Source organism: Acidimicrobiales bacterium (assembly GCA_035536915.1).
Lineage (GTDB): Bacteria > Actinomycetota > Acidimicrobiia > Acidimicrobiales > JAHWLA01 > JAHWLA01.
In genome coordinates, this window is sequence record DATLNE010000044.1 from 74160 (window position 1) to 95833 (window position 21674).

Annotated in this window: 20 protein-coding genes; 6 read left to right on the top strand and 14 right to left on the bottom strand. The window is 70.2% G+C overall.

The genetic code is table 11. The features are described from left to right. Window positions 1–47 precede the first annotated feature (47 nt). From VM938_12615 to purF, 3 genes are read right to left on the bottom strand one after another with little or no spacing between them, the layout of a single operon-like run. Complete coding sequence (locus VM938_12615; GenBank protein ID HVF75881.1) at window positions 48–464, bottom strand: response regulator; 417 nt, start codon at window positions 462–464, stop codon at window positions 48–50. A 1-nt stretch (window position 465) separates the two neighbouring features. Further along, window positions 466–1530 (bottom strand): phosphoribosylformylglycinamidine cyclo-ligase, encoded by a 1065-nt coding sequence (gene purM / locus VM938_12620; protein HVF75882.1) that lies wholly within the window; start codon window positions 1528–1530, stop codon window positions 466–468. Next, window positions 1523–3007, bottom strand: coding sequence for an amidophosphoribosyltransferase (gene purF, locus VM938_12625; protein ID HVF75883.1), 1485 nt, complete (start codon window positions 3005–3007; stop codon window positions 1523–1525). The genes purM and purF overlap by 8 nt, the downstream gene beginning before the upstream one ends. A gap of 19 nt (window positions 3008–3026) precedes the next feature. Here purF and VM938_12630 point away from each other — a divergent pair, with 19 nt between their 5' ends. Then, window positions 3027–3851, top strand: a complete 825-nt coding sequence (locus VM938_12630; protein HVF75884.1) for a PHP domain-containing protein — start codon at window positions 3027–3029, stop codon at window positions 3849–3851. Window positions 3852–3891: 40 nt separating this feature from the next. On the opposite strand, the gene VM938_12635 is transcribed toward VM938_12630, so the two are convergent. Next, window positions 3892–5229: a hypothetical protein gene (locus tag VM938_12635; protein ID HVF75885.1), complete on the bottom strand. Its 1338-nt coding sequence runs from the start codon at window positions 5227–5229 to the stop codon at window positions 3892–3894. 10 nt (window positions 5230–5239) lie between these two features. Continuing rightward, the gene (purL, locus tag VM938_12640; protein ID HVF75886.1) at window positions 5240–7444 is read right to left on the bottom strand and encodes a phosphoribosylformylglycinamidine synthase subunit PurL; all 2205 of its coding nucleotides are present in this window, start codon (window positions 7442–7444) and stop codon (window positions 5240–5242) included. Between the two features lie 144 nt (window positions 7445–7588). Between purL and VM938_12645 the strand changes: the two genes are divergently transcribed. Further along, window positions 7589–8008 (top strand): hypothetical protein, encoded by a 420-nt coding sequence (locus tag VM938_12645; GenBank protein ID HVF75887.1) that lies wholly within the window; start codon window positions 7589–7591, stop codon window positions 8006–8008. A gap of 7 nt (window positions 8009–8015) precedes the next feature. On the opposite strand, the gene purQ is transcribed toward VM938_12645, so the two are convergent. Genes purQ through VM938_12680 form a run of 7 tightly spaced genes read right to left on the bottom strand, consistent with a single transcriptional unit; the run spans window position 8016 to window position 14033 of the window. Continuing rightward, window positions 8016–8690, bottom strand: coding sequence for a phosphoribosylformylglycinamidine synthase subunit PurQ (gene purQ, locus VM938_12650; protein ID HVF75888.1), 675 nt, complete (start codon window positions 8688–8690; stop codon window positions 8016–8018). Next, window positions 8687–8944, bottom strand: coding sequence for a phosphoribosylformylglycinamidine synthase subunit PurS (gene purS, locus VM938_12655; protein HVF75889.1), 258 nt, complete (start codon window positions 8942–8944; stop codon window positions 8687–8689). Before purS ends, purQ begins: the two co-directional genes overlap by 4 nt. Further along, entirely contained in the window at window positions 8941–9810 is an 870-nt protein-coding gene (locus VM938_12660; GenBank protein ID HVF75890.1) for a phosphoribosylaminoimidazolesuccinocarboxamide synthase, read from the bottom strand. Before VM938_12660 ends, purS begins: the two co-directional genes overlap by 4 nt. After that, a complete protein-coding gene (gene purB, locus VM938_12665) occupies window positions 9807–11171 on the bottom strand; it encodes an adenylosuccinate lyase (protein ID HVF75891.1) in 1365 nt (454 codons plus the stop codon). Before purB ends, VM938_12660 begins: the two co-directional genes overlap by 4 nt. Then, entirely contained in the window at window positions 11168–11614 is a 447-nt protein-coding gene (gene purE, locus VM938_12670) for a 5-(carboxyamino)imidazole ribonucleotide mutase (protein HVF75892.1), read from the bottom strand. The genes purB and purE overlap by 4 nt, the downstream gene beginning before the upstream one ends. Continuing rightward, window positions 11611–12753 carry a phosphoribosylamine--glycine ligase gene (purD, locus tag VM938_12675; protein ID HVF75893.1) on the bottom strand — a complete coding sequence of 381 codons (1143 nt, stop codon included), beginning with the start codon at window positions 12751–12753 and terminating at the stop codon, window positions 11611–11613. The genes purE and purD overlap by 4 nt, the downstream gene beginning before the upstream one ends. Continuing rightward, window positions 12753–14033: an adenylosuccinate synthase gene (locus VM938_12680; protein HVF75894.1), complete on the bottom strand. Its 1281-nt coding sequence runs from the start codon at window positions 14031–14033 to the stop codon at window positions 12753–12755. The genes purD and VM938_12680 overlap by 1 nt, the downstream gene beginning before the upstream one ends. Window positions 14034–14095: 62 nt before the next feature. Here VM938_12680 and dtd point away from each other — a divergent pair, with 62 nt between their 5' ends. The 3 genes from dtd to VM938_12695 all read left to right on the top strand — a co-directional run bounded on the left by dtd (window position 14096) and on the right by VM938_12695 (window position 16505). Continuing rightward, the gene (gene dtd, locus VM938_12685) at window positions 14096–14533 is read left to right on the top strand and encodes a D-aminoacyl-tRNA deacylase (protein ID HVF75895.1); all 438 of its coding nucleotides are present in this window, start codon (window positions 14096–14098) and stop codon (window positions 14531–14533) included. 169 nt (window positions 14534–14702) lie between these two features. Then, window positions 14703–15734: a hypothetical protein gene (locus VM938_12690; GenBank protein HVF75896.1), complete on the top strand. Its 1032-nt coding sequence runs from the start codon at window positions 14703–14705 to the stop codon at window positions 15732–15734. Next, window positions 15735–16505, top strand: a complete 771-nt coding sequence (locus VM938_12695) for a nucleotidyl transferase AbiEii/AbiGii toxin family protein (GenBank protein HVF75897.1) — start codon at window positions 15735–15737, stop codon at window positions 16503–16505. Here VM938_12695 and VM938_12700 read toward each other — a convergent pair. Further along, on the bottom strand, window positions 16483–17655 hold the full coding sequence (locus VM938_12700; GenBank protein HVF75898.1) for a hypothetical protein: 1173 nt from the start codon (window positions 17653–17655) through the stop codon (window positions 16483–16485). The genes VM938_12695 and VM938_12700 overlap by 23 nt on opposite strands. Before the next feature lie 29 nt (window positions 17656–17684). Between VM938_12700 and VM938_12705 the strand changes: the two genes are divergently transcribed. Beyond that, window positions 17685–19049: an amidase gene (locus tag VM938_12705; protein ID HVF75899.1), complete on the top strand. Its 1365-nt coding sequence runs from the start codon at window positions 17685–17687 to the stop codon at window positions 19047–19049. Window positions 19050–19104: 55 nt separating this feature from the next. Here the strand turns inward: VM938_12705 and clpB are convergent, their stop codons facing one another. After that, a complete protein-coding gene (gene clpB, locus VM938_12710; GenBank protein HVF75900.1) occupies window positions 19105–21576 on the bottom strand; it encodes an ATP-dependent chaperone ClpB in 2472 nt (823 codons plus the stop codon). Window positions 21577–21674: the final 98 nt, after the last annotated feature.

A 21674-nucleotide genomic window follows, 5' to 3' on the forward strand; every position in this document is an offset into this window, starting at 1 on the left:
AACGGCGCGATTCCTACGCAACTTCGGGGTGGGGGGGGCGGCCGGCACTAGACAGCCGTGACCCGGGCCAGGCGGGCCTGTCGGTGGGCGTCGAGGTCGTCGGGGCCGAGGCCCACCACCTTCTGCACCAACGCGCCGAGCTCGGCGGGGCTGAACGGCTTGGTGAGGTAGTCGACGGCGCCCGCCTCGATGGCCCGCACCACGTCACGCTCCGACGACTTGGCGGTGACCACGATCACCCGGGGCGGGCTGGACAGGGCGGCCAGGCCGTCGAGCACGCCCCAGCCGTCCATCACCGGCATCATCACGTCGAGCAGCATGAGGTCGAAGCGCTCTTCGGTCACCCGCTGCAACGCCGTCTCGCCGTCGGCCGCCAGCGCCGTCTCGAAGCCGTCGGCTTCCAGGTTGACCCGCAGCATCAACAGGATGTCGGGCTCGTCGTCGACGATGAGCACGCGGGTCATGTCAGCGCTCCACGTGGACGGTGCCCCGTCCCCTGGTGATCTCACCCACCCGCACTGCATAGTGCCCCCGCTCGCGCAGGACGTCGATGGCCCGGAAGACGTCGACCGGGGGAACGGCGATCACCATGCCGAGGCCGAGGTTGAACACGCGGGCCATCTCGTCGTCGCTGATGCCGCCGAGGCGTTGGATCTCGCTGAAGATGCGGGGCGGCTCCCACTGGCTGCGGCTGACCACGGCGTCGCGGTTGTCGGGCAGCATGCGCGACACGTTGCCGGGGATGCCGCCGCCGGTGATGTGGGCCACGCCGTGCACGTCGACCTCACGGAGCAGGGCGCCGATGGCCGGCGCGTAGATGACCGACGGCTCGAGCAGCTCGTCGGCGATGGTGCGGTGCGAGCCCGCCCAGGCGGCGTCGTCGAGCTTGCGGCGGGCCACGTCGAACAGCACCCGCCGAGCCAGCGAGTACCCGTTGGAGCGCAGCCCCGGCGAGGGCAGGCCGATGAGCACGTCGCCCACGTCGACCCGGTCGCCGGTGAGGATGCGGTCGCGTTCGACCACGCCCACGGCGAAGCCGACGAGGTCGAACTCGCCCGGCTCCATGGCGCCCGGGTGCTCGGCCATCTCGCCGCCGATCAACGCGCACCCGGCTTGCTTGCAGCCACGGGCCACGCCTTCCACCAACTGCTCGATGTGGTCGGGCACCAAGCGGCCCACGGCGATGTAGTCGAGGAAGAACAACGGCTCGGCGCCTTGGCACACCAGGTCGTCGACGCACATGGCGACGAGGTCGACGCCGATGGTGTCGAAGCGACCGGCCGCCTTGGCCACCAACGCCTTGGTGCCCACGCCGTCGGTGGAACTGACCAGCACGGGATCGCGGTAGCGGTCTGTGGGGAAGGCGAACAGCCCGCCGAAGCCGCCGATGTCGCCGATGACCTCGGGGCGGATGGTGGAACGCACGTGGCGCTTGATGCGCTCGACGGCCTCTTCGCCCGCGGCGATGTCGACGCCAGCGGCGGCGTAGGTCAGAGGTTCGGGGGCTGTGTCGCCGCTTGCGTCAGACATGCTGGGGTGATTCTTCCAGCACGTGCTTGGAAAGCTCCACCGAGACCTCGGTGGGGTACTTGCCGGTGAGGCAGGCGGAACAGAACCCGGCGCCCGGCGCCTCGATGGCCGCTTCGAGGTTTTCGATGGTGAGGTAGGCGATGGAGTCGACCCCGAGGTACTCCTGGATCTCGCTCACCGTGAGGCTGGCGGCCAACAGTTCGGCGCGGCTGCCGGTGTCGATGCCGTAGAAGCACGGCCACTTGTAGGGCGGCGACGAAACCCGCAGGTGCACCTCGGCAGCGCCCGAGTCACGCAGCATGCGCACCATCTGGCGGGTGGTGGTGCCCCGCACGATGGAGTCGTCGACCACGATCAGCCGCTTGCCCGTGATGTTCTCGCGCAAGGGGTTGAGCTTGCGGCGTACGCCCCGGCTGCGCATGTCCTGGCTGGGGGCGATGAACGTGCGGCCGATGTAGCGGTTCTTCACCAGGCCTTGGCCGTAAGGGATGCCGCTGCGCTTGGCGTAACCCTCGGCCGCGGGTACGCCCGAATCGGGCACGCCCATCACCATGTCGCCGTCGACCGGGGCTTGGTCGGCCAGCAGTTCGCCCATGCGGCGCCGAGCCCCGTGCACTTCCTTGCCGTAGAGGCGGGAGTCGGGGCGGGCGAAGTAGACGAACTCGAAGATGCAGAGCTTGGGGTCGAGCCGGGCGGGCGGGAAGGGGTGCACGGAGCGGGGGCCGGCGGCGTCGATGACGATCATCTCGCCCGGCTCGATCTCGCGGACGAAGTGGGCGCCGATGACGTCGAGGGCGGGCGTCTCCGAGGCCAGCACCCAACCCGTGTCGAGCTTGCCCAGGCACAGCGGGCGGAAGCCGTTGGGGTCGCGCACGCCGATGAGGTGGCCGGCGTCCATGAGGACGAAGGAGAAGGCGCCTTCCAGCTTGGGCAGCACCTTGACCAGGGCCACCTCCAGGTCGCGGCCGTCGCTGCGGTCCTCGCCCTCGGGCGGGAACTCGGCGGCCAGCATCTCGGCCACCAGGTCGCTGTCGCTGGCCACCGTGCCCGGCAGCATGCCCGCCAGTTCCGCCAACTCGGGGGTGTTGGTGAGGTTGCCGTTGTGGCCGAGGGCGAAGCCGCTCTCGCCGGGCTTGCGGTACACCGGCTGGGCGTTGCGCCACGTGCTCGACCCGGTGGTGGAGTAGCGGGTGTGGCCGATGGCCAGGTGCCCGGGCAGCGCCGCCAGCTTGTAGTCGTTGAAGACGTTGCTGACGAGGCCCATGTCCTTGTCGATGGTGATGGTCTCGCCGTCGCTGACCGCCATGCCCGCCGATTCCTGGCCCCGGTGCTGCAGGGCGTACAGGCCGTCGAACGTCAGGTGGGCGACGGGAAGGCCCGGGCCGTAGATGCCGAAGACCCCGCAGGCTTCCTTGGGGTGGTCGTCGTCCTCGTCGGCGCGCGGGGGGAAGTCGAGTGCGCCCGTCACAGAGCCCATGGTGACATACCCTGCGCGCGTGATCGATCTTCACACCCACTCCACGGTGTCGGACGGGACCGACTCGCCCGCCCGAGTGGCCGAGTTGGCCGCCGCCGCCGGGTGCTCGGCGGTGGCCCTGACCGATCACGACCGCCTCGACGGCATCGCCGAGGCCCGGGCGCGGGCGGCGGCGTTTGGCGTGGAACTGGTGGCCGGCTGCGAACTGTCGTGCGAGTTCTCGCCCGGCACCATGCACGTGCTCGTGTACTTCGTGGAACCCGGCGACGGGCCGTTGCAAGACGAGCTGGTGCGGCTGCAGGCGGTACGCGACCGGCGCAACGAGCTCATGTGCGAACGGCTCGGCATCCCCTATGCCGAACTGCTGGTGGAGGCGGGCGGCATCGGCGCCGGGCGGCCCCACGCGGCCGCCATCCTCGTGCGGCGGGGCGTGGTGGGTTCGATCCAGGAGGCTTTCGACGTGTACTTGGCCAAGGGCAGGCCCGGCTACGTGGAGAAGGAGCGGCTGGCCGTGGGCGACGCCGTGCGGTTGGCGCGGGACTCGGGCGGGGTGGCCGTGCTGGCCCACCCGTTCAGCTTGGGGCTGTCGCCTGCCGACCTGGGGCGCACCGTGGGCGAACTGGCCGAGCTCGGCCTGGCAGGTATCGAGGCCCACTACGGGCGCTACTCCCCCGAAGACCGCGCCGGGCTGGCGTCCTTGGCGGACGAACACTCGCTGGTGGCGACCGGCGGTTCCGACCACCACGGCGACTACAAGCCCGACCTGGCTGTCGGTCGTGGCACGGGCGACCTCGACGTCCCCGACTCGGCCCTGGCGGAGCTACGGGGTCGCCTCGCCCGCTGAGTTGCCACATGTGCGCGGCCGGACGCGCACAACTGGCACGTCAGTCGGGGGTGGTGGTGCGGCGCCGGCGGCGAGGGGCGGGCACCGGCTCGTCGTCGCCTTCGCCCGTGCTTGGGCGCACCGGGAAACGGCGGCGCAGGGCGCGCACCTCGTAGACGAGCTCGGCCAGTGTCTCCTCCAGCCGGTCGTCGCCAGGCGCAGCAGCAGCCACGGTGGCGTCGGCGGGCTCGTGCTCCAACTCGCTGCGCAACGCCTGCAAGGCGTCGGTGAGGGCGGTGACCTCGGGCGGCACCGGCGGCACGGTTGTCACTTGCTCACGCAAGGCGGCCAGGTCGGCCCGCAGGCCGACGATGGCCTCGACCACGGCGGGATCTGCCTTGCCCTTGCCTTCGCCGCCGGTGGGCCGATTCGCCAGGGCGGCCACGTCGCTGCGCAGGGCGGCCAACTGCTCGCCCAAAGCGGCGGCGAACGACACCTCGTCCTCCACATCGTCGACGTCGGCCTCCGACAGCACCTCACGAAGCCGGCGAAGCTCGTCGAGCAACGGGGTCACGTCGGTGGCCTGGCGGGGCAGCTTGGCCACGTCCTTGCGCACGGCCGCCACCTCGGCCAGCACTGCGGCCAGCGCGTCGGCATCGACGGCGTTCTCCCGCAGCCCACGCACCTCGTCGATCACCGACGTGAGGTCGACCTCGTCGCCGGGCGCTGCGGCCATGTCGTCCCGCAGGGCACGGACCTCCGCCACCACGGGCGAAAGATCGACGTCGTCGCGCCGCAACGTGCCCACGTCCTTGCGCACCGCCGCCACTTCGGCCAGCACTGCCGCCAGCGCGTCGGCATCGACGGCGTTCTCACGCAGTCCGCGCACCTCGTCGATCACCGGCGTGAGGTCGGCGCCGTCACGGGGCAACGTGCCTACGTCCTTGCGCACCGCCGCCACTTCGGCCAGCACCGCCGACAGCGCGTCGGCGTCGACGACGTTCTCCCGGAGCCTGCGCACCTCGTCGATCGCCGGCGTGAGGTCAACGCCGTCACGGGGCAGGGTGGCGATCTCCTGGCGCAGCGCTACCAGCCCGGCGAGCACGGGCGCCCCTGAGGCCTCGACGGCCTGGGCCACGCCTTCCACCATGGCGGCCAGCCGGGCCACCGCTTCGTCCTGGGCGGCGAGGGCGCGGTCGACGGTGCGGCGCTGCGCCTTGAGGTTCTCCTCGGTCTCGATGCTCCAGTGGGCGACGAGGTCGGCGTAGTCGGTCATGCGCTCGCCGAACGACTCCCGGAACGCGGTGGTCGAGCTGATCAGCGTGTCGAGCTTGAACCCGAGGTCGGCCACTGCGGCCGTGAGGGAGTCGACCCGTTCCACCAGCCCCCGCTCGTCCATGGGGCGCAGGCTACCGGGCGACCGCCAAGGCGCTCGGGATCGCATCGCGCCATGCCGAGGTGGCCTCGTCGAGCCCCACGTCGACCAACCCGTCGACCACCAAGCGGTCGCCTCCGGAGCCACCGAGGAAGGCCGCGGGCACGCCCGTGTCGCCCGCCCGGCGCACGATCTCCTGGGCCTGGTCGGGGGCCGCGCACACCACGACCCGCGACGGCGACTCGGCGAAGAGGGCGGCGTGCCCGTCGATGCCGGCCACCCGGAAGCCGACCTGGGAACGCACGGCCATCTCGGCCAGCGCCACGCCGAGCCCGCCTTCCGACACATCGTGGATGCCCGCCGCCAAGCCGTCGCCGACAATGGCCTGCACGAAGGCCAGCAGCCGGGCGTGGGCGGCGAGATCGAGCGGGGGAAGGGTGCCGCCACGGTGGCCGTGGGTGCGCAGCGCCCACAGCGAGCCGCCCAGCTCGGGCACCGTCTCGCCCAGCAGCACCAGCCGACCGCCGTCGACCAGCGCCACCGAAGGCGGCCGCCGTTCCAGGCGGTCGATGATGCCGAGCACGCCGACCACGGGCGTGGGGTCGATGTCGCGGCCCCGGCTCTCGTTGTAGAGGCTGACGTTGCCGCCGATGACCGGCATGTCCAAGGCCAGGCACGCCTCGCTCATGCCGTCGATGGCCTCCGACAACTGCCACATGACCTCGGGGTGCTCGGGGTTGCCGAAGTTGAGGCAGTTCACCAGCGCCACCGGGCGGGCGCCCGCGCAGGCCACGTTGAGCGCGGCTTCGGCCACGCCCATGGCCGTGCCCTGGCGAGGGTCGAGGGCGCACCAGCGGGCGTTGCCGTCGGTCGACAGGGCCAGCGCCTTGTCCGACCGGCCGGGCAGGCCCGGCGCCCTGAGGCGTAGGACGGCGGCGTCGGCCCCTGGCGCCTCCACGGTGTTGAGGAACAGCTGGTGGTCGTACTGGGAGTAGACCCACGACGGGTCCATGAGCATCGACAGCAGCTCGGCACCCGGGTCGTTCGACGGAAGGTCGGCGGGCGAGGCCGCCAACAGCTCGTCGAGCCAGGCGGGCCGGGCCAGGGGACGGTCGTAGAGCGGGGCGTCCTCGTGCAGCGACGTCGCGGGCACGTCGGCCAGCTCCTCGCCGTCGGGGCGGTCGAAGATGCGCAGGCGGCCGCCGTCCTCGGTGACGCGGCCCACCACAGACGCCCGCACCTCCCAGCGCCGGCACACCGACAGCACCTCGTCGAGCGCCTCGGGCGTGACGATGGCCAGCATGCGCTCCTGGCTCTCGCTGGTCATGACCTCGAAGGGCTCCATGCCCGCTTCGCGCTGGGGCACCTCGGAGACCCACACGTCCATGCCCACGCCGCCTCGGGAGGCGGTCTCGCTGGTGGCGCAGGTGAGGCCCGCACCGCCGAGGTCTTGGATGCCGACAACGAGGCCGGCATCGAGCAGTTCCAGGCACGCTTCGATGAGGCGCTTTTCCTCGAAGGGGTCGCCCACCTGCACGCTGGGGCGCTTCTCGGCGTCGGCCTCGGCGTCGCCGAAACCCGCCGAGGCGAGCACGCTCACGCCGCCGATGCCGTCGCGTCCGGTGGTCGAACCGAGCAGCACGGCCAGGTTGCCCACGCCGCTGGCACGGCCCAGCACCAAGCGGTCCTTGGGCATCACGCCCAGGCACAGGACATTGACCAACGGGTTGTCGGCATAGGTCTCGTCGAACACCACTTCGCCGCCCACCGTGGGCACGCCGACCGAGTTGCCGTAACCCGAGATGCCGCTCACCACGCCTTCGAAGATCCACTGGCTGCGGGGGTCGTCGAGGGGCCCGAAGCGCAGTGGGTCCATGACGGCGATGGGGCGGGCGCCCATGGTGAAGATGTCGCGCAGGATGCCGCCGACCCCGGTGGCCGCCCCTTGGTAGGGCTCCACCGCCGAGGGGTGGTTGTGGCTCTCGATGCGCAGGGCCACGGCCACGCCGTCGCCTGCGTCGATGACGCCGGCGTTCTCGCCGGGGCCGACGAGCACGTGCGCCCCCTCGGTCGGCAGCCGCTTCAGGTGCAAGCGAGACGACTTGTACGAGCAGTGCTCGCTCCACATAACCGCATACATGGCGAGCTCGAGATGGTTCGGTGAACGGCCCAGGATGCGCTCGATGTCGGCGGCTTCGTCGTCGGTCAGTCCCAGCGCTCGGTGCAGTTCGTCGGCCACCTCTCCACGGTAACCGGCCCGCGCCGGCCCCGGATCGACTGCATGCAGGAACTGTCCACGGCTTGTCTCGCGGGTGACAAACATTGACCAAATGAAAAGGCGAAGAACTTGAACAAGGGAGCCAGTCGAGCAATACTTCCTGGCATGCCCCCCAAGAAGCGAGCCAAGCCCGGCATGTCCGACGAGCACAAGGAGGCCCTCGCCCTCGGGCGAGACCAAGGCCGAGCAGTGCGTCGGTATCTCGAAGCACTTGAGGCCCACAAGCCCAAGCGCGGACGGAAGCGCACGCCGGAATCCATCGAAAAGCGTCTGGCCGACATCGAGAACAGGCTGCAGGACGCCGACCCGCTTTCCCGTCTCCAGCTTGTGCAGGAGCGGATGAACCTCCAAAACGAACTGGCCAGCAAGTCGGCCACAGTCGACCTCGGCGCCCTCGAGCAAGCCTTTATCAAGGCCGCCAAGGAGTACGGACGCCGCAAGGGCATCAGCTATGCCGCGTGGCGGGAAGCAGGCGTGAACCCGGCCGTGTTGCGGCAGGCCGGCATCCGTCGCGGTACCGACTGAACAGTTACTAAGCGGTAACCGAAGCCGCTGCCAACAGCGAGCGCAACAGCGTCACACCATCGGTCGAGCCCAGGAGGGGGTCGCAGGCTCGTTCAGGATGGGGCATCAAGCCGACGACGTTGCGCTCGCTGTTGCATATCCCGGCGATGTCGTCCACAGACCCATTGGGGTTGTCGACGTACCTGAACACCACTCGGTCTTCGCTCCGAAGCTCGGCCAGCGTGCGCTCGTCGCACGTGTAGTTGCCCTCAAAATGGTTGATGGGTATGCGTAGCGCGGCACCGGCCTCTGCCTCCCGCGTCAGAGCAGAATTGGTGGTTTCCACGCGCACGTCCACCGTCGTGCACAGGAATTTGAGACCGCGATTCTTCTGCAAGGCGCCCGGCAGCAAACCCGCTTCCGTGAGCACTTGGAAGCCGTTGCAGATGCCGACGACCGGGCCGCCGCTGCGAGCAAATTCGACCACCGCAGTCATCACCGGGGAGAAACGGGCGATGGCGCCGGGGCGGAGATAGTCGCCGTGGGCGAAGCCGCCGGGGAGGATGACGCCGTCGAAGCCTTCGAGCGAGGTGGCCCCGTGCCACACCACTTCGCCCTTGCCGCCCAGCGCGTCGACGGCTTCCACCGCGTCGTGCTCGCAGTTGGAGCCGGGGAAGAGCACGACCCCGATGCGGGCACTCATGACACGCCGCTCAGTTCGATGCGGGAGTCCTCGATGACCGGGTTGGTGAGGAAGCGCTTGCACAGTTCCTCCACCGCCCCGCGGGCGGCGGCCTCGTCGGCCGCCTCGATGGTGAAGCGGATGGCCTTGCCCACCCGCACGCCGGTGACGCCGTCGAAGCCCAGCGCAGGCAGCGCCCGTTCGACGGTGGCGCCTTGGGGGTCGGCGATGCCGGGCCGCAGGCTGACTTCGACCAGCACGCTGAACGTCTTCATCGAGATACCCCGTACCAGTCGGTGAACGATTTCCCGGTGAGCTTCTCGTAGGCGGTCACGTACCGCTGGCGAGACGTGTCGACCACGTCGGCGGGCAGGGCGGGCGGCGGGGGCGTCTTGTCCCAGCCGGTGCCTTCCAGCCAGTCGCGCACGGGCTGCTTGTCGAACGACGGCGGCGTGGCGCCGGGCTGCCATTGATCGGCAGGCCAGAAGCGGGAGGAGTCGGGGGTGAGCACCTCGTCGCAGAGAGCCAGTTCCCCGTCGATGAAGCCGAGCTCGAACTTGGTGTCGGCGATGATGATGCCCCGCTCGGCAGCCAAGTCGGCGCCCCGTTGGTAGGCGGCCAGGCTGATCTCGCGAGCGGCCTTGGCCACGTCGGCGCCGACGATGTCGCAGGCCACCTCGAAGCTGATGTTCTCGTCGTGGCCCGACTCGGCCTTGGTCGACGGGGTGAACACCGGCTCGGGCAGCTTGTCGCTCTCCTGCAGCCCCGACGGCAGCGGCGTGCCGTGCATGGTGCCCGTCGCCTTGTACTCCTTCCACGCCGAACCTGACAGGTAACCGCGCACGATGCACTCGATGGCGAGCATGTCGGCCTTGCGCACGAGCATCGAACGCCCGGCAGCGTCGGCGGGGCCGCCCGACGGGAAGTCGGCGGGATCGACCGAGACCATGTGGTTGGGGGCGAGGTCGCGCAGCTGGTCGAGCCAGAAGGCGGTCATGCCGGTGAGCACCCGCCCCTTGTCGGGGACGGGCTCGGCCATCACTACGTCGAAGGCCGAGATGCGGTCGCTGGCCACGAACAGCAGCGTGCGGTCGTCGACCTCGTAGACGTCGCGCACCTTGCCGGAATAGACGTGCTTCACAGGATCCCCTCCGGGACGTATTTGGCTGCGGTCGGATAACGGTCGACCACCTCGCCCACGCGGGCGGCGAAGCGTTCGACTTGTCGAGGTGCGGCACCCACGAACGACAGGGCGTCGTCGAGCTCGCTTCCGAACTCGACGAACAATGGATTGCCTTCAGCGCCCTCGCGCATGGCGAGGGCGGCCTCGATGGCCTTGGTTTTGACGAGCTCGTGCGCCTGCTCCCGGCCCATCCCCCGCTTTACGTAGCTGAGCATGAGCTTGGTCGTGGCGAGAAATGGCAGGTAGCGACGCAGCTCGCGCTCGATCACGGCGGGGTAGGCGCCGAAGCCCTCGAGCACAGTGAGAAAGGTCTCGAACAGCCCATCGATGGCGAAGAAGGCGTCGGGGAGCGCCACTCGTCGAACCACCGAGCAGCTCACGTCGCCTTCGTTCCACTGGTCGCCGGTGAGGGCGGTGACCATGGCGAGGTGCCCGGTCAGGACAGCGACGAAGCCGTTGATGCGCTCGCACGAGCGAGCGTTCATCTTGTGGGGCATGGCCGACGAGCCCACCTGCCCGGGCAGGAAGCCCTCGGTCACCAGATCGTGGCCCGCCATCAGGCGGATGGTCTTGGCCAGGTTGGCCGGCCCCGAGGCTGCTTGCACCAGCGCGCTCACCACGTCGAAGTCGAGCGAGCGGGGGTAGACCTGCCCCACGTTGTCGAGCACCCGCTCGAAGCCCAGGTGCTGGGCGACCAGTTCTTCCAAACGGTCGACATCGTCGACCAAGTCGGCCATGTCCTGCTGGGTGCCGACCGGTCCCTTGATGCCGCGCAACGGATAACGGGCCAGTAGCTCCTCCACGCGGGTGAAGGCCTGGAGCAGTTCCTCGCCCGCGTTGGCGAAGCGCTTGCCCAACGTCGTGGCCTGGGCGGGCACGTTGTGGCTGCGGCCGGTGATGACCGTCTCGGCGTGTTCGGCCGCCCGCTCGGCCAGCCGGGCGAGGGCGGCCACCATGCGGTCGCGCACCAGTTCGAGGGCCTGGCGGACCTGCAGTTGCTCGACGTTCTCGGTGAGGTCACGCGACGTCATGCCCTTGTGGATGTGCTCGTGGCCCGCCAGGGCGCAGAACTCTTCGATGCGGGCTTTGACGTCGTGCTTGGTGACCCGCTCACGGGCCTCGATGGAGTCGAGGTCGACGTTGTCGACGACCGCTTCGTAGGCCTCGATCACCCCGTCGGGCACGTCGACGCCGAGCTGCTTCTGCGCCCGGAGGACGGCGATCCAGAGTTGGCGTTCGAGCACGACCTTGTGCCGCGGCGACCAGAGCTCGACCATGGCCGGGCTGGCGTAGCGGGCAGCAAGGACGTTGGGGATCATCGGGCTCCGGCGGCGCGGAACTCGTCGAGCTTCTTGGCGATGTCCTCGTTGCTGATGCTCAGCATCTCGGCCACGAGGATGCCCGCGTTGGCGCTGCCGTCGACGGCCACGGTGGCAACGGGGATGCCCTTGGGCATCTGCACGGTCGAGTACAGCGCGTCGACGCCGTTGAGGGCGCCGCCCGAGAGGGGCACGCCGATGACCGGCAGCGTGGTGTGGGCGGCGACGACGCCCGCCAGGTGGGCGGCCATGCCCGCGCCGCAGATGGCGGCGACGTAGCCGTTGTCGCGCAGGCCCGACGCCAGCGCGGTGACCTCGGCGGGGTTGCGGTGGGCCGAGAGCACTCGCTCGTCGACCTCGATGCCGAAGCGCTCCAGCATCTGTGCGGCACCCGCCATCTTGTCCTTGTCGTTGGGCGAACCCATGAGCACGGCGACCTTCATTGCGCAGCGATGTCCTTTCGATAGTGCATGCCCGGCCAACTGATCTGTTGGACGGCTTCGTACGCCCGTTCCCGGGCCTCGGCCAAGGTGGCAGCCAGGGCCGTGACGGCCAGTACCCGCCCCCCGGCGGTGCGCAAGCGCCCGGTGTCGTCGCGCACCACGCCCGCCTCGAACACGGTGACGCCGTCGAGGGCTTCGGCGTCGTCGACCCCCTCGATCACGTCGCCGGTGCGCACGTCGACCGGGTAGCCCTCGGCGGCCAGGACCACGGTGACAGCGGCGGCGTCGGTGAACGTGGGCGGCGGGAGGGGGTCGCCCGCGGCCGCCGCGGCGAGGAGCTCGGCCAGGTCGGAGGTGAACCGGGGCAGCACCACTTGGGCCTCGGGGTCGCCCAGGCGCACGTTGTACTCGAGCATCTTGGGACCGTCGGGGGTGAGCATGAGGCCGGCGAAGAGGATGCCGCGGTAGTCGATGCCGCGGCGCTGGAACTCTCCCAGGGTGCGGTCGACCATGTCGGCGGCGGCCTCGACCGCGGCGTCGACGTCGGGCACCGGCGAGAAGGCGCCCATGCCGCCGGTGTTGGGGCCGGTGTCGCCGTCGCCCACCCGCTTGTGGTCGCGGGCCGGGGGGAGCAGGACGAAGTCTTTGCCGTTGCACACGGCGAACACCGACAGCTCGGGGCCGGCCAGCAGTTCCTCGATGACGACGTCGCCGTGAGCGAGCTTGGCCCGGGCGTCGTTGCGGAGGGCGTCTGCGTCGGTGGAAACCAGCACACCCTTGCCTGCGGCGAGGTAGTCGGTCTTCACCACGGCACCGGAGGGCAGGTCGGCCAGGTAGGCGTCGACCCCTTCGGCGGTGGCAAAGGTGGCGGAGCGAGCGGTGGGCACGCCTGCGGCGCGCAGCACCTCCTTCATCCACCCCTTGGAGCCTTCGAGGCGGGCGCCGTCGGCGCCGGGGCCGAGGACGAGCTTGCCGTCGGCCCGCAGCCGGTCGGCCACGCCGTCGACCAACGGTTGCTCAGGGCCGATGACGTAGAGGTCGGCGTCGTCGGCGTCGTCGGGCACCACTGTGGCCGTGCGGGACAGCACCTGGCGGAAGGCATGCTCCCGTCCGCCGTTGCCGACGACGGCGACTCGCATCACGCCGCGAAGTCGACGAACTGTTCACGTCCCGGTCCGACGCCGACGAACCGGACCGGCACCCCGCTCTGCTCGGCCAGGAAGGCGACGTAGTCGCGGGCCGCGCTGGGCAGTTCCTTCAGTGATGTGGCGTGCGTGAGGTCGGTGTTCCACCCCGGCAGCTCTTCGTAGACGGGGGTGACCTTGTGCAGCACCGACTGGTGGTAGGGCGGGTGGGTGAAGCGCTCGCCCTCGCACTCGTAGGCCACGCACACCTTGACGGTGTCGAAGGTGTCGAGCACGTCGAGCTTGGTGAGGGCAATCTCGCTGAGCGAGTTGAGGCGGACGGCCTGGCGCATCATCACCGCGTCGAACCAGCCGGGGCGACGGCGGCGGCCGGTGTTGGTGCCGTACTCGCGGCCCCGGTCGACGAGGGCGTCGCCGTGCTCGTCGAACAGCTCGGTGGGGAAGGGCCCGGCGCCCACCCGGGTGGTGTAGGCCTTGGCGATGCCGATGACCCGGTCGATGTGGCGGGGGCCGACGCCCGCCCCGACGCAGGCGCCGCCCGCTGTGGGGTTCGACGAGGTGACGAACGGATAGGTGCCGTGGTCGAGGTCGAGGAAGGTGGCCTGCGCCCCCTCAAGGAGGACGTTCTCACCCCGTTCGAGGGCCTCGTGCACGAAGCTCACGCAGTCGGTGATCATGGGCTCGATGCGGGGGGCGTACTGGGCCAGGTAGTCGGCGGCGATGTCGTCGGCCGAGATCTTCAGCCGGTTGTAGACCTTGGCCAGGATGCTGTTCTTCTCTTTGAGGACCACGTCGAGCTTCTGGCGGAAGATCTTGGCGTCGAGCAGGTCCTGCACCCGCAGGCCGACGCGGGAGGCCTTGTCGGCGTAGGCCGGGCCGATGCCGCGCTTGGTGGTGCCGAGCTTGTTCTTGCCCAGGTAGCGCTCGGTCACCCGGTCCATCTCCTGGTGGTACGGCATGATCAGGTGGGCGTTGCCGCTGACCCGGAGCTTGGAGCAGTCGACGCCCTTGGCCGTGAGCGTGTCGACCTCTTTGAGGAGGACGGCGGGGTCGACGACGACGCCGTTGCCGATGACGGGCGAGATGTGCGGGTAGAGGACGCCGCTGGGGATCAGCTGAAGGGCGAAGGACTCACCGTCGACCACGATGGTGTGGCCTGCGTTGTGGCCGCCTTGGTAGCGGACCACGACCGACATCTCCTTGGCGAGGAGGTCGGTGAGCTTGCCCTTCCCTTCGTCGCCCCATTGGGTCCCGACGACCACGGTTGCGGGCACGCGTCTGTCCCTTCAAAGTGCCTTACCGGTCCGATCAGCATACCTCGACGCAGACTGTGGCGATGCGAGCGGTGGTGCAGCGCGTGGCGTGGGCTCGGGTGTCGGTCGACGGCGCCGTGGTCGGCTCGATCGACGGGCCGGGGCTGTGCGTGCTGGTGGGGGTGCGACGGGGTGACTCCGCGGCGGCGGCCCGGAAGCTGGCGGCGAAGCTGTGGGGCTTGCGGATCTTCGACGGCGAGGTGTCGGTCGGCGAGGTGGGCGGACGGGTGCTGGTGGTGAGTCAGTTCACCCTCTACGGCGACGTGTCACGGGGACGGCGGCCGTCGTGGATCGAGGCTGCCCCGCCCGAAGAGGCCGAGCCGTTGATCGAGGAAGTGGTGGCGGCGCTGCGGGACCTTGGAGCGGAGGTGGCAACGGGCCGCTTCCGGGCCGAGATGGTGGTGGAACTGGCCAACGATGGGCCGGTCACGTTGGTCGTCGACGTCCCCGGGAACCAGTGACCTGAGTCGGGGCGAAAGCCGAGCGCCCAGCGCCCCATCCACCACGCCAGCGTGCCGCTGGGGTATCCATGCTCGACGGGCGAGATGTGCTGTTGTGTTGCAACGCAACGCGCAACGTGACTGCTGAGGCTACTGTTGCTTTGTCAGGCAACGCGCAACAGGAGGCGCCGTGCGGCCCACTACCGAGGACTTCGGAGCGGAGGCCGAGGTCGCGCTGATGCACGCCCTCGACGCCCTCGGGCTTCCGATGGCTCCTCCTGACGACCTCGCCGACATCGCCGTCGACATCGGTGACGACCGGACAGTGGGCATCGAGGTCAAGGCCCTCTCGTTGGCCAATCCCAGCCGGGTCCGGGCGCTGGTGGCCCGCACCGGCGGGGGCGCACCGGAGAGTCGAGTCAGGCTGCTGGTGGCCGACACACTTACCGCCGGCGCCAAGAAGCTGTTGCGCGACGAGGGCTGGGGTTGGTTCGACCGCCGCGGCCATGTGTTCGTGCGAGCGCCCGGCCTGCACGTCGACGCCGAGGTCCCGGCCGCGCCGCGACGAGACGCCGACGACGAGCGCGAACCCGTCGCCGGCAAAGCCGGGGTGGCGGCTGCGCTGGCGTTGCTGCTTCGGCCCGACGAGCCATTCGGTGTGCGCGCCACTGCGGCGGCTGCAGGCCTTAACCCTTCGTCCATCAGTCGAGCGCTCGGCCGCCTCCGCGACCACCTGCTTGTCGAGCCCGACGGGCGCCCGGTCGTCCCCGATCTCTTTTGGGTCCTGGCCGACCGTTGGCCGCGTGCGGTGGTGTCGCTGAAACGGCGTCCCCGGCCAGAAGACGCGGCATTCTTGGAGATGGGCGACGACGACCTCGACCAGCCGGGCTGGGCGCTGACGGGGGCCAAGGCGGCGGCGGCCTGGGGGGCGCCGGTGATCGCAGCCCGGTCGCCGTTGTTGGAGATCCTCGTGCCCAACGAGGCGGTGGCTCGCCGCGCTCGACAACGGCTGGGTGAAGCGGTCACTCCCCGTGCAGCCGGATCGATGCTGCGGGTAGCGCCGACGACGATGGCAGTCGGCTTCCGGCACCGCCTTGCAGGCGAACGCATGCCGCTTGCTCACCCGGCCGTGGTCGCACTCGACTTGGCGGGGGACCTGGGCCGAGGCACAGAGATCTTGGAGGCCTGGACCCCACCGACGCCGTTCGTGCGGGTTTGGTGAATGCTGGTCGTCCACGTCGCGGGCAACACCGACACGCCGAAGCTCGTGCGGACGGCCTTGGCCGTTGTCGGCGCGGACATCGGGCGTGTCGCCATCGTCGGCGGCGTCGCCGTCACCTGCCGCCTGCGGCATGCCCACCGGGCCACGACCGATGTCGACACGGTGGCCGAGGCGCGCCTGCCCTCGGTCATAGAAGTCCTCGGCGACCTCCCTGGCGCTCAGGCCGCGGCAAACCATGCCGACCGAGTGGAACTCGACGGGGTTGCCGTCGACGTCATAGCGACGACGCCGCTCGACGCCATCGACGTGGACGACCCGCTCGACGAGCTGTTCGTTCGAGCCCATCGGTACGCACTCGAGGAAGCCGAGATGGTGCGGCTCGTGGTCGACGGGCCGGATCGTGTCGAAGGCGTCCTGCCGCTTGCGACGGCTGCGGGGCTTGTGGCCACCAAGCTCTGCGGCGTGCTCGGCCGCCGACGGCCGCCTCGGAAACAGGCGACCGACGGTTACGACCTCTACCGACTGCTCGAAGCGCTCGACGAAGACGGCGACGTGGCCGCTTCGGTGGCCGCTGCCGACGGCCCCCTGCGGGAAGCGGTGCGCCGAGCCTCCGAGGATGCCCTCCTCCAAGGGGCGTCGCGTGTCGTGCGAACGATCCGCCGCTACGGCGCCGATGCGCTCAACGAGGTCTCGGTCGACGGGCTGAGATTTGTCGGCGAACGCTTCGTCGACCGGCTCGGGCCGCGGACTAGCGGCAACTGGTCAGGGTGAGGTTGTCGGCTGTGGCGCGGTGCTTGCCGGCCCAGGTGCGCAGGGCCGAACGCAACTCGTCGGCGTCCTTGGCGGTGTCCATCTCGAAGGTGGCCCGCACGCACACGCGGCCGTCGGCTTCCCAGGCCACGTAGCGGTCGCCGCCCCAGCCGTTGACCGCCTTGCGCAGGTCGCCTGCCCGCAGGTCGTCGCCGAAGATCAGCACCAGGCCGAACTCCCCGATCACCCCCCGGTCGAAGACCGGCCCCTCGGCGGGCGGCTCGGGCACGGCCCTGGGCTGCTCGCCCCGCAGGAACTTCTCGGGGTGGATGATGTGCTCGGAGGTGAGCGGCGGTGACCGGAACGCCTCGTCGATGCGCCCTTGCCCGCCCTCGTCGACCACCCGTTCGGCGAAGGGCGGGCCGTACACGTACGGGAACACCACCGACTGGATGAGCACCTGCGGGATGTCGGGGGCGAGGGCGGCGGAGCTCGTCTGGCGCTGCGCCTGGCGCCGCTCGGCGGCCGACAATGTGTCGGCGTACTCGTGCTCGATGCGGCGGGCATCGCCCTCCACCAGCCCGGTGAAGGCGATCTCGGCCTCGTCGTCGCGTTCTTCCAACTCGGGCCGGTCGAGCTCGAAGTGCTGGTCCTGCAGGGCATGGGTCAGCTCGTGGGCCAGCGTCTGGCGCACCCCCGGCGTCAGGCTCGCGCCCCGCACCACCATCTCGTCGGTCTCGAAGTCGTAGAAGCCGAGCACGGCATCCCCGAGCAGCGAGTTGTAGGCCGCTTCGAGGTCGTCGTCCTCCTCCAACAGGTCGAGCGCCCGCAGCACCTTGGTCGTCTTGGCCAACTGCTCGCGGTCGATGTCGCTGTCGTCCTTGAGCCGGGCCCGGAAGGCGGCGTCGTCGAGCAGGGCGACCTTGACCTTGGCCTTGAACGGCAGCCCTCGGGCCTTGGCCACGAACGCTTCGATCTCGGCGATCCCCCGCTCCAACTCCGTGGTCGGCGTCGCCGTCGTGGTCGTCGTCTCGCCCGGCGCGGTCGACGACGTGGAGGTGGACGACGCAGCAGTGCGCACGCCCTCGTCGTCGCGCACCACGGCCACCGCCAAGCCTGCCACCAGCAGGGCGGCCACGATCGCCGCGAGCACGCGGGTCGGCAACGTCATGCCTCCACCATTGCCGATACCGTCTGCCCATGGACGACGCCCTCGATGCCTATGAAACGGCAGCGTTGGTGCAACGGGGGGACGCGAGCCCGATCGAGGTGGTCGACGCGGCCATCGCCCGCATCGAGAAGCTGAACCCCGAGCTCAACGCTGTGGTCTTCGAACGGTTCGACAAGGCCCGGGCCGAGGCCGCCTCGCTGCCCGACGGGCCGTTGCGGGGCGTGCCCTGGGTGGTCAAGGACCTCGACGTGCAGTTCGCAGGCGAGCCCTACACCGGCTCCATCCGGGGCGTCGACGCCGCCGGCTACGTGGAGACGCACGACAGCGTGCTGGTGGCGCGCATGCGCGCTGCGGGCGCCGTCTGCGTGGGCAAGACCAACACCCCTGAACTGGGCCTCATCCCCACCACCGAGCCCGAACTACGCGGCCCCAGCCGCAACCCGCACGACCCCACACGCTCGACCGGCGGCTCCAGCGGCGGGTCGGGCGCGGCCGTGGCCTCGGGCATGGTGCCCGTCGGCCACGCCAACGACGGCGGCGGGTCCATCCGCATCCCGGCCTCGGAGTGCGGGCTGGTGGGGCTCAAGCCCAGCCGAGGGCGCATCCCGCAATGGCCGGAGGTGCCCGAGTTCTGGGGCGGCCTCGTCATGCAGGGCTTCGTGACCCGCACCGTGCGCGACACCGTGCTCCTCTACGACGTGGTGACAGGGCCGGCCACCGGCGACCTGCACACCCCGCCCGACCTGCCCGTCGAGGACCGGCCCTTGCGGGTCGGCCTCTACACCTCGCTCGCCGAAGTGCCCACTGCCCCCGAGTGCGTAGCCGCTGCGGAGCTCACGGCACGCCGCCTGGAAGGCCTGGGCCACACCGTCGAGGTGGCGCACCCGGCCGCGCTGGCCGACCCGGCGCTGACCACGTGGTTCCTCCCTTGTTACGCGGTGTGGACGGCCCATGACCTCGACCTGTGGGGCACCCGCATCGGCCGGGTGCTCGGCCCCGACGACGTGGAGCTGCTCACCTGGACGCTGGCCGAGATGGGGCGCACGGTGAGCGGCGCCCAGTACGTCGACGCCCTCTCCCACCTGCACGACTACTCACGGCGGGTGCAGTCGTGGTGGGACGACGGGTGGGACCTGCTCGTCACCCCCACCATCCCCGAAGTGCCGCCGCCGCTGGGCACGTTCGCCAGCGCCCCCGACAACCCGTTGGGCGGCGTGTTCCGCTCCTCGCAGGTGGTCCCGTACTGCGTGCCGTTCAACATCACCGGCCAGCCCGCCATCTCGTTGCCGATGCACGCCACCGACGACGGCCTGCCCATCGGCGTGCAACTGGTGGCCCGCTACGGCGCCGACCGCCTGCTGCTGAAGCTGGCCGCCGACCTCGAAGTTGCGTAGAAATCGCGCCGGAAAACGCGCCGTCCTACGCAACTTCGGCCGAGGGCGGGCTGACCTACTTGAGGACGAGGTCGTCGCCCGCCACGGCGACGGTCACCGTGTCGCCCTCGCCGTAGCGGCCTTCCAACAGCGCCATGGCCAAGGCGTCGCCGATGCGCCGCTGGATCAGCCGCTTCAACGGCCGAGCCCCGTACACCGGGTCGAAGCCGTGGGAGGCCAGCCACGCCCGGGCCTCGTCGCTCACGTCGAGCTTCAGCCGCCGATCGGCCAAGCGCCGGTCGAGCGCCCGTAGCTGGATGGTGACCACATGGGCGAGGTCGTCCTCGGTCAGCGACCGGAAGCGCACGATCTCGTCGACCCGGTTGAGGAACTCGGGCTTGAAGAACTCGGCCGGGTCGGCCGCCAGGTTCGACGTCATGATCAGCACCGTGTTGGTGAAGTCGACGGTGCGGCCCTGGCCGTCGGTGAGGCGGCCGTCGTCGAGCACCTGCAACAGCACGTTGAACACGTCGGGGTGGGCCTTTTCGATCTCGTCGAGCAGCACCACCGAATAGGGCCGCCGCCGCACCGCCTCGGTCAGCTGGCCGCCCTCGTCGTAGCCCACGTAGCCGGGGGGCGCGCCGACCAGCCGCGAGACCGCGTGCTTCTCCATGTACTCCGACATGTCGATGCGCACCATGGCCCGCTCGTCGTCGAACAGGAAGTCGGCCAGCGCCCGGGCCAGCTCGGTCTTGCCCACGCCGGTGGGCCCGAGAAAGAGGAACGAGCCGATGGGCCGGTCAGGGTCGGACAACCCCGCCCGCGACCGGCGGATGGCGTTGGCCACTGCGGTGACTGCTTCGTCCTGGCCCACCACCCGTTCGTGGAGGACCTCCTCCATGCGCACGAGCTTGGCGATCTCGCCTTCGAGCAGCCGGGACACGGGGACGCCGGTCCACTTGGCCACCACCTCGGCCACGTCTTCCTCGTCGACCTCTTCCTTCAGCATCTTCTCGCTGCGCTGGAGCTCGGCCAGCCGGGCGGTGGCCTCCTCGACCTGCTTCTCCAAGGCGGGGATCTGGCCGTAACGGATCTCGGCCGCCCGTTCGAGGTTGTGCTCGCGCTCGACAGCCGAGCGCAGCGACTCCAACGACTCCTTGAGCCGGCGGATGGCGCCGATGGCGTCCTTCTCCTGCTGCCAGTGGGCCTTCATGGCGTCGGAGGTCTCACGAAGGTTGGCCAGCTCCTCGTCGAGCTTGGCCAGCCGCTCGGCCGACGCCGAGTCGGTCTCCTTCGACAGCGCCACCCGCTCGATCTCCAACTGGCGGATGCGCCGCTCCACCACGTCGATCTCGGTGGGCATCGAGTCGATCTCGATGCGCAGGCGCGATGCCGCCTCGTCGACCAGGTCGATGGCCTTGTCGGGCAGGAAGCGCCCGGTGACGTACCGAGACGACAGCACGGCGGCGGCCACCAGCGCAGCGTCTTGGATGCGCACGCCGTGGTGCACCTCGTAACGCTCCTTCAGCCCCCGGAGGATGGCGATCGAATCCTCGACGGTGGGCTCGCCCACGTAGGCCTGCTGGAAGCGGCGCTCCAGGGCCGGGTCCTTCTCGATGTGCTTGCGGTACTCGTCGAGGGTGGTGGCGCCGATCATGCGCAGCTCGCCCCGGGCCAGCATGGGCTTGATCATGTTGCCTGCGTCCATGGCGCCCTCGGCGGCGCCCGCCCCCACGATGGTGTGGAGCTCGTCGATGAAGGTGATGACCTCGCCCTCGGCGTCGGTGATCTCCTTGAGCACGGCCTTGAGCCGCTCCTCGAACTCGCCCCGGTACTTGGCGCCCGCCACCATGGCACCCAGGTCGAGCGACAGCAGCCGCTTGTTCTTCAGCGACTCGGGCACGTCGCCTTCGACGATGCGCCGGGCCAGCCCCTCGACGATGGCGGTCTTGCCCACGCCCGGTTCGCCGATGAGCACCGGGTTGTTCTTGGTGCGCCGCGACAGGACCTGGATGACCCGGCGGATCTCCTCGTCGCGGCCGATGACCGGATCGAGCTTGCCCTTGCGGGCCTCCTCGGTGAGGTCGCGGCCGTACTTCTCCAGCGCCTGGTACTGCTCCTCGGGGTTGGCGCTGGTGACGCGGTGGCTGCCCCGCACGTCGGCCAGGGCGGCGAGCAGGTCGTCGCGGCTGACGCCCACCCGGTCGGCCAAGGCCAGCAGCAGGTGCTCGATCGACAGGTACTCGTCGCCCAACGCCGTGCGCTCGTTGTCGGCCCTGGCCAGGGCATCGCGCAGGTCACGGCCCAGCTGCGGCTCGCTGCCGTAGGCCTTGGGCAGCTTGGCCAGCCCGTCTTCGAGGCGGTTACGTAGCGACAGCGGGGGGACGCCGACCTTCTGGAGCACGGGCAGGACGGCGGTGCCTTGCTGGCCCAGCATGGCGGCCAGCAGGTGGTCGGGGGTGACCTCGGGGTTGTTGGCCGCCCGCGTGCGCTCCAGCGCGGCGTTGAAGGCTTCCTGCGTCTTCAGCGTCCAGCGATTGGGGTCCATGGTGCTACCTCGTGCTCAGAAAACTTGATAGTCAGTGTAGCAAGTTCTGTCGAGGTTCGGACGCGCACGAGGGACCAGCCGGAGCCGGTCCCTCGTTG